Genomic DNA, 15,015 nt, shown 5'->3' with positions numbered 1-15,015 from the left:
ATTGGTTGAGGATCTTTTTCTCAACCAAAAACTTAGAAATTTCTTGTTATCCTATGTAAATTAACAAATGTGGAAGGATGAGAGATGAGCACTGAAATGTTCATCCAGTATTTTTTTAATGCACTGGCATTGGGATCTCTTTATGGGCTTATCGCTATTGGTTACACCATGGTCTACGGTATACTGAGACTCATTAATTTTGCTCACGGTGATATCTTCATGCTGGGAGCATATTTTGTTTTCTTTTCCACAATTAGCTTTATGCCTGCTTGGGCAGCACTCCTTCTTTTGTTTCTCGCGGCTCTTATTTATTATTCGGTCTTTATAGGGTTTAAAAAGCGCCCTTCAATTTATTGGATTGCTGTTTTTTTAATCCTTGCGTTAGGTTTTGTTTATTATTTTAAAATTTCTCCACAAGCTTTTACCCCGATTTGGGTTTTAGCTCTTTGTTTTTCTATTTTTATTACAAGTGCAGTGGGTATTGTTGTTGATCAACTTGCCTATAAACCTCTACGCCATGCTCCGCGTATCTCGGCACTTATCGGTGCAATTGGTGTTTCTTTTTTTATTGAAAATCTTTCTACTGTACTCTTTAGTGGTGTTCCAAAAGGTGTAAAACAACCAGATTTTCTTGTAACACCATTTTTATGGCATTTAGGATCAGGAGCAGATGGTATCATTAGAATTGCTCCCATGTCTCTGATCGTTCCCGTTGTGTCATTGATTCTTATTGTTTTACTGTTATGGATTATCCATAAAACAAAACCGGGTCTTGCTATGCGTGCAATCTCCCATGATATTGAAACGACGCGTTTGATGGGTGTGTCTGTCAATAAAGTTATTGCATTTACATTTGGAATAGGCTCAGCTCTTGCCGCTATAGCAGGTATTATGTGGTCTTTACGTTATCCTCAAATTCAGCCTTATATGGGCGTTCTTCCTGGTCTCAAAGCATTTATCGCTGCTGTTATCGGAGGTATTGGTTCGATACCAGGAGCAATGTTGGGAGGATTGTTATTAGGGTTTATTGAAATTATGATTATCGCATTTTTCCCCGCGCTATCTGGATATCGAGATGCCTTCGCTTTCATTTTATTGATTCTGATTTTATTGATATTGCCCACAGGATTAATGGGTAAAAAAAGTCAGGAGAAGATCTAATGGCAAAGTCAGTGACAACTGTTTTATCTTGTATAAGTGTTTTAGTTCTCATAGGTTTTTTATTTTATGCTGATAGCCATTTTAATGACTATACGCTTCGTATCATAAATCTGATTGCTATTAATGCGATATTGGCAATTTCGCTTAATTTGATTTACGGTTTTACAGGTATGTTTTCTCTTGGACATGCTGGATTTATGGCTATTGGTGCTTATGTTTGCGCAATTTTACTTCTTTCCCCTGAACAAAAAGAAATGATGTGGATTCTGGAGCCTATCGCTGAACCATTGTATCATCTGCAATTACCTTTTTTTGTCGCTGTTGTTATAAGTGGTATATGTGCTGCAGTTGTAGGTTTATTGATTGCTTTGCCAATATTACGTCTTGGTGGTGATTATCTTGGAATTGCAACATTGGGTTTTGCAGAAATTATTCGCATTGTCATTACGAACGCAACATCGCTTACAAATGGCTCTTTAGGTATCAAGGGAATACCTCAAAATGCAACATTATGGTGGAACTATGGTTGGTTAGCATTTACAGTTCTCTTTATTGTCCTTTTACTGCAAAGCAATACTGGTAACGTATTACGTGCCATTCGTGATGATGAAATTGCTGCGAAAACTATGGGAATTAACGCTTTTTTCTACCGTAGTTTTTCTTTTACTGTTGGAGCGTTTTTTGCAGGTATAGGTGGAGCATTAATGGCTGCTCTTATTTCAACCATTGATCCAAAAATGTTTAATTTTCTTCTAACTTTTAATATTTTGATGATTGTAGTTGCTGGTGGTCTCGGCTCAATTACAGGAAGCATTATTGGCAGCATTATTATTACAGTTATGCTTGAATGGCTTCGTATTATTGAAAGTCCATTTGACTTAGGTTTCATACATATTCCAGAAACACCAGGACTTCGCATGGTTGTTTTTTCTCTTTTATTGCTGGTAATTATCTTGTTTTGGAGAAAAGGGTTGATGGGACAACGAGAATTCTCATGGAATGGAATTTATAGCTTTTTGACACGCAAAAAGCTTTCTAATACTGAGGGAAAGCTATGAACGACACCATCCTTTCACTCAATAATATTATAATGCGTTTTGGCGGATTAGTTGCTGTAAATAATATTAATATGGCAATTAAACGAGGAAGTATTACTGGATTAATTGGTCCCAATGGTGCTGGAAAAACAACAGTTTTCAATATGATTTCTGGATTTTATGCTCCTACAAGCGGCATCATTCTTTTTGATGAGCAAAAAATTTCTGGAGCGCCTCCTTATATTATCTGTAGACGCCATATTGCCAGAACATTTCAAAATATTCGTCTTTTCTCAGGGTTAACGGTTTTGCAGAATGTTATGGTAGGAGCGCATGTTCGACAAAAATATCCTTGGTTTTCTTCAGCTCTATTTTTTTCAAAGGCAATGAAAGAAAAGAAGGAAGTTTATAAAAATTCCTTAGAACTCCTTGAGCAGCTACAACTTGATCACCTTGCTGATCAATCGGCAACAGCTTTACCTTATGGTGTGCAACGACGTCTAGAAATTGCACGCGCGTTAGCCACAAAGCCCAAATTGCTTCTTCTTGATGAACCTGTTGCTGGCATGAATCCACAAGAAAGTGAAGATCTTAGAAAATTCATAGCAAAAGTGCAAAAAGACTTTGATCTTACAATTCTTCTTATTGAGCACGATATGAAAGTGGTTATGGGGCTTTGTCAACATATTTTGGTTATGGAATATGGCTGTTGCATTGCCAATGGTACACCAGATGAAATTCGTAATAACCCTAAAGTTATTGAAGCTTATCTTGGCGGAGATGTTTATGGATATTCTTAAAATAAAAAATCTTTACGTTCATTATGGCGCCATTAAAGCTGTCCAAAATCTTTCTATGTCCATAAAGCGGGGAAGTATTGTCACTTTAATTGGAGCCAATGGTGCAGGAAAAAGCAGTATCGTACGTTCTATTACAGGACTTAATCGCTCTGTTTATGGAAAAATTACCTATAATGGCAAATCTATTATTAAAAAATCACCAGAAGAGATTTTGCGATTAGGTATTGCTCTAAGTCCTGAAGGACGCCGTATCATGCCCCATCTCACTGTTTTAGAGAATCTTCATCTAGGCGCTTATATTCGTCACGATAAGCAGGGAATTTCCCGTGATATTGAATGGATATTTGATCTTTTCCCGCGTCTACGTGAAAGAGCAAAACAGTTAGGAGGAACAATGTCAGGTGGTGAACAACAGATGGTTGCTGTGGGCCGTGCACTCATGAGCAATCCTGATATGGTCATATTAGATGAACCATCGTTGGGGTTGGCACCGCTTCTCGTTCGAGAAATTTTTTCAATTATTCGAAAAATTAATGAGATGGGAAAAACTGTTCTTCTTATTGAACAAAATGCATTTGCTGCGCTTTCTATAGCTGACTATGCTTATATTTTAGAGGTAGGACATATTTTATTTCACGGTGAAGGTAAAACTATGCTCTCTGATTCGCGTGTTAAAGAAGCCTATCTTGGTGGATAAAGACTACGAATTGAGGAAATATAGCTCATCCCTCCACCTTTTAAAAAAGCATTTCTCATCCTCAATGAGAAATGCTCCTTTGTGAAGTTCGATTATTACATCCACCATTTTTCTGCACTGAATATCCCTGCTTCTTTTTCAATAATGTGTGCTATCTGAAAAATGACTTCTTCAGCAAAAGGTTTACCAATCAATTGCAATCCTAGAGGTAAACCATTTGATGACAGACCTGCAGGAACAGAGATTCCTGGTAAACCAGCCATATTAACTGGTACCGTAAAAATATCATTAAGATACATTGCTACAGCATCATTTTTTATTTTTTCATCAGCTATACCAAAGGCAGGTGTTAGTGTTGCTGGTGTCAGAATAGCATCAATGCCTGAAGCAAAACATTGATCAAAATCTCGTTTTACGAGTGTTCTTACTTTTTGAGCTCTTAAGTAACAGGCATCATAATAACCAGATGAAAGAACATAAGTCCCAACCAAAATACGTCGCTTGACTTCATCACCAAAACCAACAGAGCGCGTGTTTTCATACATCTCAATGATGTCTTTTCCAGGCACGCGTAGACCAAAACGCACACCATCATAACGTGCTAAATTAGAAGAGGCTTCTGCAGGAGCTATAATATAATAAGAAGGTAGAGCATATTTTGTATGGGGCAAAGAAATGTTCTTAATCTCAGTTCCTGCTTCCTTTAACCAACTTATGCCTTTTTGCCAAAGCTCAATAATTTCTGGAGACATTCCATCCATATGATATTCTTTTGGAATACCAATTTTCATTCCTTTAATTGATTGACCAAGATAACTTTCATAATCAGGAACTGGTAATTTCACGGAAGTAGAATCTTTTTCATCAAAAGAGGCCATTGATCTTAGTAAGATAGCACAATCACGAACATCTCTGGCAACAGGTCCAGCTTGATCAAGAGATGAAGCAAATGCAACAACACCCCACCGTGAACAACGTCCATAAGTTGGCTTTATTCCTACAGTTCCAGTAAAAGCTGCTGGTTGACGTATTGAGCCACCTGTATCGGTTGCAGTTGCACCAGCGCAAATTTGTGCAGCAACAGCAGCAGCAGATCCTCCTGAAGAACCACCGGGTACGAGTTTTTCATTCGAGCCTTTTTTTCTCCAGGGATTAATAACGGGACCATAATATGATGTTTCGTTGGATGAGCCCATAGCAAACTCATCCATATTAAGTTTTCCTAACATTACAGCGCCGTCTTGCCATAAATTAGCCGTGACAGTTGATTCATAATGCGGTTTAAAACCATCAAGGATATGTGAACAGGCTTGAGTATGAACACCATAGGTTGCAAAAAGATCTTTAATCCCCAAAGGAATTCCTTCTAAAAGCCCTCCCTGCCCTCTCGCTAAGCGACTATCTGATTCAGCAGCCATTTTCATTGCCTGTTCTGCTGTTATTGTTACATAAGCATTCAAAATTGGATTAGCTGATTCTATTGCTTGTAAATAAGCTTCCGTTAATTCTGTTGCTTTGAGATTTTTCTTTGTTAGAGAATCACGAGCTTGCGCAATTGTGAGGGTTGTTAAATCAGTCATATTGGTTCTCAAATTTCAAAAATATAAAAAGTTACTCAACAATTTTTGAGACAAGAAAAAAATTTTCTTCTGTAACAGGGGCATTGGCTACAATATCTGCTGCTTTATCGCCATCTGTAACACTATCTTCACGCATTCGTAGAGTCATCGGCATCACAGATGTTAATGGCTCAACTCCACTGACATCAACTTCATTCAATTGCTCTACAAAACCTAAAATAGCATTGAATTTTTTTGTCACAGGTTCTATCTCATCATCGTGGATAGCAATCCGCGCTAAATGTGCGACCCGCTTGACGGTCTCTTGATCAACAGACATACTACTTACGCCTTTCTGTTTTTATTAATCTTTATTCTGGCTATACAAGGCTGAGCTTGCAAGCGCAAGAATATTAGATAACATGAATGAAGAAATAACTATTAGATATGAAACATTAAAAAACGCATTATACCCTTATGACCGTTATTAATATAAACGAAGTTATGACACATCTTTTGCCTGGACAAACAATAGCAGGCTTAGATTTAGGGACAAAAACTATCGGAATTGCGATTTCTGATATGGGGCTGACTGTCTCAAATCCGCGTCCTGTACTACAACGAAAAAAATTTACAGAAGATGCTTACACACTTATTAAAACTTTTGACCGTGAAAATGTAGGCGTTATTATCATTGGCTTACCCCTTAACATGAATGGAAGCAGCGGTTCTCGTGTTCAAGCAACCAGAGCTTTCGTGAGCAATATGAAAGCTTATACAAAAATTCCATTTGTTTTTTGGGACGAACGTTTGTCAACAATTGCAGCAGAACGTTCTCTTCTAGAAATGAATGTATCGCGCGCTAAAAGAGCAAACCGAATTGATTCGGCAGCCGCTGCTTTTATATTGCAAGGTGCTCTTAATAGAATTCAAAACTTTCATCATATGGAAGGATAGAGGACATTGAGCAAATGCCCTGCATTATATCGTGCAATGAGCATCCCGTAGGAAGATCTCCACTGTCCCCCAAGACGGCTTTCCATATAAGCATTTGCAACATGTTCTATGTCTGTAGAACGTAATGCTGCAGCTGCAGCTGCATAGGCTACCTGTTCGACAAAAAACCTTCCTGCACCTTCATTTGCTGATGCCATATCACCTGCTGACTTAATAATTTCAATTGCTCGTGGTCCCGCTGGTCCAATATCAAGAGCAATTTTTTCTAACAATTTCTGAAACAGTCCTGGTGCTTTTTCAGCAATAAGAATGGCATCCTTTACCAATTGATTAGCAGAACTATTTCTCACAATTCGTGCAGGCCCATTATGCAACATTTGTGATAATGGGTTATTCTCTATAAAACTTTCAATACCAAGTTGTGCAATAATTTCGCCAATAATAGGCACAACCAATTGACTTACGTGATAAGCAATAATAGGTGTCATAATGCGGGCAAAAGCTGCTTCAGAACGGTCATTTGCTGCATTGTCAAATGCTCTCGCTAAACGCAAAACCAATGCCTGTGAAGCAGCTATATCTAATGCAATATCTGCAAAAATACGTTCTGTCAGTGGTGGTAAAGGTTGATTGGGCATTTTTTTCCGGAAAAAATCTATGCCAAATTGAAGAGCCGCTCGCAAAACACCTGCCGATATGACCGATTGATCGAAACGCATCATCGTCTCGATATCTTTAATAACTTTAAGCCCTTCTCCAGCATTTCCCAAAAGCCAACCATAACTGCCTTGGAAATCAACAACGCCCTCTGGTGTTAAAAGTTCTCCAGAACGCTGAATTAAATGACGAATCGATATAAATCCATTTAATGCGCCATTTTCTTGTATGCGTGGAATAAAAAAACAACTTAAATGGCCATTTAAATCTGCACTAACAAGATATCCGTCAGCAGTAGGATTAATAACATTGGTTTTTACAACATTTAAACGATATAGATCACGTTCCATACTTTCATCGAAAGAAATCTTCTTAACACTTGGAAAATTAAAAGCGCATTTTTCAATATCATCAAATGCACAAGTTAGAGAAGCAGCCTTTTTATGATGAATAGGCTTTGATGAGGAATCATATTGGCGTGATAAAAGTACATTTTGCCATTTTTTGAAGAGCTCTATATCACTAATTAAAACAGCAATAGCTGCACTCGTTATGATAACTTCATTCAAATGCCCTGTTTCTAAACCGGCAGATAAAGCTAAACGAATCGCACGCGCTTGATAGCGTACTCCATTTTCTGAGCTCGTATTTTCCCAAAGCGAGGTAACCAAACCTGCTTGTCTAGAATATTGCTGAAGAGCTTGATAGGAAGAATGGATCTCTAATTTTTCCGTTGGTTGCCCCCATTCATCGTTATAACACAATAAAGGCTTATAATGATTCGCCAAGCAAGAGAGTTTCCATGCTTCTCGACTCGCTGCAAAATCTCCTATTTCTTCAAAGCTTGCTAACAAAAACTTAGGCAAAGTAGAGGCAATACGAAACATAAGCGTATCGCTAAGAAATGTATTTTTTCGACGATTATTTTGCGCAGATACAGCACTCATAGGTATATTCCTACATTCAAACCATTCATATCATAGACTATTTGTCTTTTTAGAGTTAAGAAACATTTATCATATTCAAACAAATGCTTGTTTAACCTGTTTAGAGAGAGATAAAGAAGAATGCTATGATTCAAGATAATTTTTTTCCACTTTTCCCTCATCAACATCTTTTAGCTATTAAAGATCTAAGTGTACAAGATCTTAATACATTGCTTGATCGTGCAGAAGCAAATGTTATCCTTTCTAACAAAATTGATAAAATAAAATCTACTTTGCATGGACGGACTCAAATTAATCTCTTTTTTGAAGCCTCTACGCGAACACAATCTTCTTTTGAATTAGCGGGTAAAAGGCTAGGTGCACACGTGATGAGTCTTGCGATCGGCAACTCATCTGTAAAAAAAGGAGAAACATTACTTGATACAGCTACAACTCTCAATGCGATGAAGCCGGATATACTGGTTTTTCGCCATAACAGTGCAGGAGCGGCAGCTTTATTAGCGCAAAAAGTTGATTGTTGTGTCATTAATGCAGGTGATGGTGCTCATGAACATCCAACACAGGCTTTATTAGACGCTCTAACCATTAAAAGAGCAAAAGGTCGTATTGAAGGATTAACTGTTGCGATTTGTGGAGATATCTTACACTCACGTGTTGCCCGTTCCAATATCCTGAGTCTCAATGCTTTGGGTGCTCGTGTTCGTGTTGTTGCTCCCTCAACACTCTTGCCCGCAGAAATCGCTCATATGAGTGTTGAGGTTTTTAACACGATGAAAGAAGGTCTTAAAAATGCTGACGTTATCATGATGTTGCGCTTACAGCATGAACGGATGACAGGTTCTTTTATTCCCTCTACGCATGAATATTTCCATTATTTTGGCTTACATAAAGAAAATTTAGCCTATGCCAAAAATGATTCCATTATTCTGCATCCTGGACCAATAAACCGTGGTGTAGAGATTGCATCTGACATAGCAGATGGACCACAAAGTATGATTCATACACAAGTAGAAATGGGAATTGCAGTGCGTATGGCGGTCATGGAGGCTTTATTAGATTCACGCGCAAAGATCAGTGGAGAAAAAAAATGATAAAACCAATTGTTTTTCAAAATGCTCGTATTATTGATCCTTCGCGCGCAATCGATGAAATTGGTACAGTTATTGTTGAAAATGGACGGATTATAGCCGCTGGAAAAGAAGCTCTGAATCAGGGTTTCCCAGAAGAAGCAGAAATTGTTAACGCACAAAACAAAGCAATTCTCCCTGGCCTTGTTGATGCGCGCGTTTTTGTTGGAGAATTAGGAAATGAGCACTGTGAAACAATCGCATCAACAAGTCAATCCGCCGCCGCAGGTGGTATTACTTCTTTCCTCATGATGCCAGATACGCGTCCAATCATTGATAATGTGGCACTTGTTGAATTTATTAGGCATACAGTACAAGAAAAGTCATCGGTCAATATTTATCCCGTTGCTGCGATCACACAAGGTTTCAACGGACAGCAAATAGCGGAATTCGGCTTACTAAAAGCTGCAGGAGCTGTTGCCTTTTGTGAAGGAAAAAAAACGCTTCAAAGTTCATCTGTTATGCGACGTGCAATGACTTATGCGCGTGATTTTGATGTTCCATTGATGCATGAAACGCAAGATAAAGATCTTACAGGACAAGGTGTGATGAATGAAGGACTGCTCGCCAGTTGGCTTGGTCTTTCTGGCATCCCCCGCGAAGCAGAAGTTATCCCACTTGAAAGGGATCTGCGATTAGCAGTATTAACGCAAACACGCTATCATGCCGCTCAAATATCAACAGCACTCTCTGCTGATGCACTTCGTTTAGGTAAAAAACGCAGTGAGAAAATTTCAGCGGGTATATCTATTAATCATTTATCTTTCAATGAAAATGACATTGGTGAATATCGCACCTCTTTTCGCTTAATGCCCCCATTGCGTACAGAAGAAGACCGTATAGCAATGATTGAAGCAATAAAGGATGGGACTATAGATGTTATTGTCTCTTCTCATGATCCTCAGAGTAACGATACAAAACATTTACCATTTAATGACGCGGCGGTTGGCGCTATTGGTATGGAGACTTTATTGAGTGCAGCCTTACGCCTTTACCATGATGAGAGCCTATCTCTTTTACGGATAACTGAACTTTTGTCAACGGCGCCTGCAAAGCTCTTTGGACTCAATGCAGGAACACTGAAGAAAGGTGCTCATGCAGACCTTATTGTGGTTGATCTTGAAGAACCATGGGTTGTTTCGAAAGAGAATCTCTATTCACGTTCAAAAAATACCCCTTTTGAGAATGCACGTTTTCAAGGACGCGTGCTCCAGACCTTTGTGAAAGGGAAAACCGTTTTTAAACTTGATCAACAAACTTAATGAGATTCTTAATGAATGAAGCAGAAATATTTTTTCAGTCCACTCCATGGTTTATTTTCCTCATATCTTATCTCATTGGCTCGATTCCATTTGGTCTTCTTTTAACGAGATTAGCCAAACTTGGCGATGTGAGAACAATTGGTTCCGGCAATATTGGAGCTACAAATGTTTTACGAACAGGAAATAAAAAACTTGCTGCTCTAACACTTCTTTGTGATATGTTGAAAGGAACTATCGTTGTTTTCGTTATAAAGTTTTTTAGTGATCCGCTAGACAATAGTATCCTTGTTTCTCTAGCAGGTTTTTTTGTTTTCTTAGGACATCTTTTCCCCATATGGCTTAAATTTAAAGGTGGCAAAGGTGTTGCTACCTATCTAGGGGTCTGCTTAGGAATCTATTGGCCTGCAGCAATTATTTTTATTATTGTATGGATAACGATTTTTCTCCTCACACGCTATTCTTCATTATCCGCACTCATTTCTGTTGTTATAACTGCGATATTTGTTTTTTACTTTTCCGATCCTTATTTCTATTTTATGCTGATTGTGATGAGCATATTTGTGTATATAAAGCATTACGCAAATATCGGTAGATTATTAATTGGGGAAGAAAGTAAGATTGGGACTCAAAACGGGGATAAATAAAGGAATCCTGCTCACTGATCGTCAACGTCTAAATTGGTTACGGTTGTTGCGCAGTGAAAATATTGGAGCTGTTAGTTTTCGCAATCTCATTGATCATTATAAAACAGCAGAATCTGCTCTGGCAGCGTTGCCAGAGCTTAGCAGAAAAGGTGGTGGTTCTGTATCCATTAAAATAGCAAGCTTAGAAGATGCAGAAAAAGAAATACAAAAAGCTAAAAGATTAGGTGTTCGGTTTATCGGTATGGGAGAACCAGATTATCCAGCTTTTCTTAAGGTTACAGAAGCCCCTCCGCCGCTTATTGCTATTAAAGGTAATGTTTCAATTTTTCAAAAAACTTCTATTGGAATTATAGGTTCTCGAAATGCTTCAGCTGCGGGAAAAAAGCTTACGGCTCAATTTGCGCGTTTTCTCGGAGAAGCAGACTTTATAACAATTTCTGGGCTCGCTCGTGGAATTGATAGCGTTGCGCATCAAGCAAGTTTAAAAACAGGAACTGTTGCAGTCATGGCTGGGGGAATTGATCATATCTATCCTCCTGAAAATAAAAAGTTGCATGAAGATATTATCGCCAACGGTGGAGCCATCATCAGCGAAATGCCCATTTCTTGGAAGCCGCGTGCTATCGATTTTCCAAGAAGAAACCGTATTATTGCAGCTCTATCACTTGGTCTCTTGGTTGTAGAGGCAGCCCTGCGCTCAGGGTCCTTAATTACCGCACGTCAAGCAGCTGAAATGGGACGGTTAATTTTTGCCATTCCCGGTTCACCACTTGATCCAAGATCTGTTGGTACAAACAATCTTATCAAGGACGGTGCTCTACTCACCACACATCCTTCTGACATCATAGAAACACTTACGCCATTAATTTCACCGCTTCCAAATTCGCAACTCAATTTTTTTGAGGAACCATCCTCTTTACAACTTGAAAAGGAGAATTTCAATTTAGCAGATGAAAAAAACAGCAGCCCCTCTTTAGCAGGTGATGATGCAGCACGTGCAGCAGTTCTCTCTGCTCTTTCAACAACGCCAATCGATTTAGACACACTCAGTACCCACACAGGTGTTCCACTTCCAACTCTCTACCTCTTGTTGGTAGAACTCGACCTTGCTGGAAAGCTTATTCGACACTCTGGTGGTTGTGTGTCATTGTCGAATCTTGATCTTCCCCAAGAGCCTCAGCACTATTAATAATGCTTTGCCCTTCTTTGGCAACCATATCCAAAAGCAATGCTAAAAGCGGACTATGCGCCTGACGCGCCATCTGATTCATTTGCTTAGACATGTCTGTAATATATTGGATAACTTTTAAATGATTTATAAACATAATCCTCTATCCTTGAGCATTTCCCCCTCCTACCTCTCAATAGACGTTATCTTAGTATTTCGCCGTATGTTCCTGTAATAACAGTGGAAAGTAAATCGTGTAATTCTATATAGGGTGTATTCTAATAATAACAATCATAAGTTGTACAATATTCATGTTTTTTATATGGCTAATATTTTTTTATGTGCTCTTAAGCAATTGTCATTAGCTATTCGCGTAAAAGGCGTTTATAAAAAAGTTTTTTATTTCAATATTTGGGTAAAATTATGAATATCGTTATCGTTGAATCTCCAGCAAAAGCAAAAACAATAAATAAATATCTTGGGTCTCAATACAAAGTTGTTGCATCATTTGGACATGTTCGTGATTTGCCTGCAAAAGATGGTTCTGTTTTACCGGATCAAGATTTTTCTATGAAATGGGATATAGATTCTGCTGCCGCTAAACGTTTAAATGAAATAGCAAAAGCCGTTAAAGAAGCCGATAGCCTTATATTAGCAACAGACCCTGATCGTGAAGGGGAAGCTATTTCATGGCATATTCTGGATGTTCTTCGTCAAAAAAAAGTTTTAAAAGATAAACCTATTAAAAGAGTTGTCTTCAATGCCATCACCAAAAAGTCTGTGCTTGATGCTATGAACAATCCACGTGATATTGATACATCACTTGTAGATGCTTATCTTGCACGTCGCGCACTTGATTATCTCGTTGGTTTTACACTTTCACCTGTTTTATGGCGGAAACTCCCTGGTGCACGTTCAGCAGGACGCGTTCAATCAGTTGCTTTGCGTATTATTTGTGATCGTGAAGCAGAAATAGAACATTTTATCAAAGAAGATTATTGGTCCGTTACAACACAATTAAAAACCATCCGAAATGATAGTTTCCAAGCAAGATTGACAATGTTTAATCAACGAAAAATAGGCAAGCTTGATATTCAGTCTCAAGAACAAGCAGACCAAATTCGCTTTATGTTGGAGAAAGCCCAATATCATACACTCAGTGTTGAAGCAAAACCTACAAAGAGAAATCCTCTTCCTCCATTTACAACCTCCACACTACAACAAGCAGCTTCTTCAAAATTAGGATTTTCAGCTTCTCGCACTATGCAAATTGCCCAAAAGCTTTATGAAGGCATTGAAATTAATGGTGAAACGGCTGGGCTTATCACTTATATGCGTACCGATGGTGTGCAAATAGCACCAGAGGCTATTGATTCAGCACGAAAAGTTATTCATGAAACTTTCGGTAAAGACTATATTCCTGAAAAACCACGTTTTTATTCAACAAAGGCAAAAAATGCACAGGAAGCACACGAAGCGATCCGTCCAACAGATTTTCAACGCAATCCTAGTCAAGTCCGTAATTTTCTCGATAGCGATCAAGCAAAGCTCTATGAGCTGATATGGAAGCGTGCTATTGCCAGCCAAATGCGTTCTGCTGAAATTGAACGCACAACTGTTGAAATTGAAGCACAACAAGGAGAAAACCGTGCAAATCTAAGAGCAACAGGATCTGTTATTCGCTTTGATGGCTTTATTTCCGTCTACACCGATCAACGAGACGAAGAAAATAATGAAGAAAATGAAACAACACGTTTACCACAAATAAACACTGGTGAAGCACTTACAAAAGAAAAAGTTGAATCTGTACAGCATACGACAGAGCCCCCTTCTCGTTATTCTGAAGCTTCATTAATTAAAAAGCTTGAGGAGTTAGGAATTGGTCGTCCTTCAACTTATGCCTCCACATTGGCGACATTGTGTGACCGTGGATATATTGTAATTGATAAACGAAAGCTTATTCCCGATGCTAAGGGACGAATTGTTACAGCCTTTCTTGAAAATTTTTTTAATCGCTATGTAGAATATGGTTTCACAGCAGATCTTGAAGAAAAGCTGGATCTTATCTCTGATGGGAAACTTTCTTGGAAAGACGTATTGCGAGATTTTTGGGATGGATTTAATGCATCTATTAGCAATATCCAAGAACTCCGTATAACCAATGTTCTTGATGTTTTAAATGTAACATTAGCACCTCTCGCCTTTCCTGAACGCGAAGATGGAAGTGATGTGCGTTCCTGTCCTCTTTGTAAAAATGGTCAATTATCATTAAAACTCGGTCGTTATGGTGCTTTTGTTGGCTGTTCCAATTATCCCGAATGTAAGTATACACGCCAACTTGGTACAGATACTGGAGAAGAGAATGAAACTGTACGCAATGATGAACCTGTTATACTTGGTATTGACCCTGAAACAGGAAAAGATATCTCTCTTCGCAATGGCCGGTTTGGTCCCTATATTCAACTTGGTGAAAGCAAAGAAGTTAAGCGTGCAGGACTACCAAAAGAATGGCAGGCAGAAAATGTAACCCTTGATAAAGCCTTGGCTTTACTATCCCTTCCCCGTGAAATTGGCATTCATCCTGAAACTGGAAAAACAATCACAGCTACGATTGGACGATATGGTCCCTATCTTAGCCATAACGGAAAATCTGCACGCCTTCTTCATGCAGATGAAGTTTTTGATATTGGTATCAATCGCGCTGTTACAGTATTGGCAGAACAACAAGAAAACAAAACCAAGCAAAGCAGAACAACATCTGCAGCATTGGCAACATTAGGAGAGCATCCCGAAGGAGGAACTATTACCGTGCGCAACGGGCGTTATGGTCCTTATGTCAATTGGGGTAAAATTAATGCAACATTGCCAAAAGATAAAGATCCCATTAGTGTAACACTGGCAGAGGCATTAGAACTTATATCGGCTAAAGCATCGAGTAAAAAAACAACTTCAAAAAGAGCTTCTTCTAAAACAAAAGCAAAAATAAAAGAGACATAAAT

General features: G+C 38.6%; 14 protein-coding genes. 10 read left to right on the top strand and 4 right to left on the bottom strand.

Annotated features, from left to right (window positions below; genetic code table 11):
* The first annotated feature begins 84 nt into the window (after positions 1-84).
* Genes ACFIJK_RS07055 through ACFIJK_RS07040 form a run of 4 tightly spaced genes read left to right on the top strand, consistent with a single transcriptional unit; the run spans position 85 to position 3,695 of the window.
* Entirely contained in the window at positions 85-1,161 is a 1,077-nt protein-coding gene (locus ACFIJK_RS07055) for a branched-chain amino acid ABC transporter permease (RefSeq protein ID WP_375625769.1), read from the top strand.
* Entirely contained in the window at positions 1,161-2,219 is a 1,059-nt protein-coding gene (locus ACFIJK_RS07050; protein ID WP_273787947.1) for a branched-chain amino acid ABC transporter permease, read from the top strand. The genes ACFIJK_RS07055 and ACFIJK_RS07050 overlap by 1 nt, the downstream gene beginning before the upstream one ends.
* Positions 2,216-2,998: an ABC transporter ATP-binding protein gene (locus ACFIJK_RS07045; RefSeq protein ID WP_375627339.1), complete on the top strand. Its 783-nt coding sequence runs from the start codon at positions 2,216-2,218 to the stop codon at positions 2,996-2,998. The genes ACFIJK_RS07050 and ACFIJK_RS07045 overlap by 4 nt, the downstream gene beginning before the upstream one ends.
* Positions 2,985-3,695: an ABC transporter ATP-binding protein gene (locus tag ACFIJK_RS07040; protein ID WP_375625763.1), complete on the top strand. Its 711-nt coding sequence runs from the start codon at positions 2,985-2,987 to the stop codon at positions 3,693-3,695. The genes ACFIJK_RS07045 and ACFIJK_RS07040 overlap by 14 nt, the downstream gene beginning before the upstream one ends.
* Before the next feature lie 95 nt (positions 3,696-3,790).
* Here ACFIJK_RS07040 and gatA read toward each other — a convergent pair whose 3' ends face one another.
* Together gatA and gatC are read right to left on the bottom strand one after the other, a co-directional pair.
* Positions 3,791-5,275: an Asp-tRNA(Asn)/Glu-tRNA(Gln) amidotransferase subunit GatA gene (gatA, locus tag ACFIJK_RS07035; protein WP_375627338.1), complete on the bottom strand. Its 1,485-nt coding sequence runs from the start codon at positions 5,273-5,275 to the stop codon at positions 3,791-3,793.
* Positions 5,276-5,306: 31 nt separating this feature from the next.
* Positions 5,307-5,594, bottom strand: a complete 288-nt coding sequence (gene gatC / locus ACFIJK_RS07030; protein ID WP_015856421.1) for an Asp-tRNA(Asn)/Glu-tRNA(Gln) amidotransferase subunit GatC — start codon at positions 5,592-5,594, stop codon at positions 5,307-5,309.
* Positions 5,595-5,731: 137 nt separating this feature from the next.
* Here gatC and ruvX point away from each other — a divergent pair, with 137 nt between their 5' ends.
* The gene (ruvX, locus tag ACFIJK_RS07025) at positions 5,732-6,211 is read left to right on the top strand and encodes a Holliday junction resolvase RuvX (RefSeq protein WP_375627337.1); all 480 of its coding nucleotides are present in this window, start codon (positions 5,732-5,734) and stop codon (positions 6,209-6,211) included.
* On the opposite strand, the gene ACFIJK_RS07020 is transcribed toward ruvX, so the two are convergent.
* A complete protein-coding gene (locus ACFIJK_RS07020; protein ID WP_375627336.1) occupies positions 6,196-7,815 on the bottom strand; it encodes an acyl-CoA dehydrogenase family protein in 1,620 nt (539 codons plus the stop codon). The two genes, ruvX and ACFIJK_RS07020, sit on opposite strands and share 16 nt — an antisense overlap.
* A gap of 125 nt (positions 7,816-7,940) precedes the next feature.
* Here ACFIJK_RS07020 and ACFIJK_RS07015 point away from each other — a divergent pair, with 125 nt between their 5' ends.
* The 4 genes from ACFIJK_RS07015 to dprA are packed head-to-tail and all read left to right on the top strand — an operon-like array spanning position 7,941 to position 12,037.
* Entirely contained in the window at positions 7,941-8,906 is a 966-nt protein-coding gene (locus tag ACFIJK_RS07015; protein ID WP_273787943.1) for an aspartate carbamoyltransferase catalytic subunit, read from the top strand.
* Entirely contained in the window at positions 8,903-10,204 is a 1,302-nt protein-coding gene (locus tag ACFIJK_RS07010) for a dihydroorotase (protein ID WP_375627335.1), read from the top strand. Before ACFIJK_RS07015 ends, ACFIJK_RS07010 begins: the two co-directional genes overlap by 4 nt.
* A gap of 11 nt (positions 10,205-10,215) precedes the next feature.
* Positions 10,216-10,848: a glycerol-3-phosphate 1-O-acyltransferase PlsY gene (plsY, locus tag ACFIJK_RS07005; RefSeq protein WP_375627334.1), complete on the top strand. Its 633-nt coding sequence runs from the start codon at positions 10,216-10,218 to the stop codon at positions 10,846-10,848.
* Complete coding sequence (gene dprA, locus ACFIJK_RS07000) at positions 10,823-12,037, top strand: DNA-processing protein DprA (protein WP_375627333.1); 1,215 nt, start codon at positions 10,823-10,825, stop codon at positions 12,035-12,037. Before plsY ends, dprA begins: the two co-directional genes overlap by 26 nt.
* Here dprA and ACFIJK_RS06995 read toward each other — a convergent pair.
* Positions 11,967-12,173, bottom strand: coding sequence for a hypothetical protein (locus ACFIJK_RS06995; RefSeq protein ID WP_005773510.1), 207 nt, complete (start codon positions 12,171-12,173; stop codon positions 11,967-11,969). The genes dprA and ACFIJK_RS06995 overlap by 71 nt on opposite strands.
* 266 nt (positions 12,174-12,439) lie before the next feature.
* On the opposite strand from ACFIJK_RS06995, the gene topA reads away from it, so the two are divergent.
* Complete coding sequence (gene topA / locus ACFIJK_RS06990) at positions 12,440-15,013, top strand: type I DNA topoisomerase (protein ID WP_375627332.1); 2,574 nt, start codon at positions 12,440-12,442, stop codon at positions 15,011-15,013.
* Positions 15,014-15,015: the final 2 nt, after the last annotated feature.

It is taken from the genome of Bartonella sp. PS17NMGDW (genome assembly GCF_042193555.1).
Taxonomy (GTDB): domain Bacteria; phylum Pseudomonadota; class Alphaproteobacteria; order Rhizobiales; family Rhizobiaceae; genus Bartonella; species Bartonella grahamii.
This window is presented reverse-complemented; position numbering and strand designations above follow the sequence as displayed.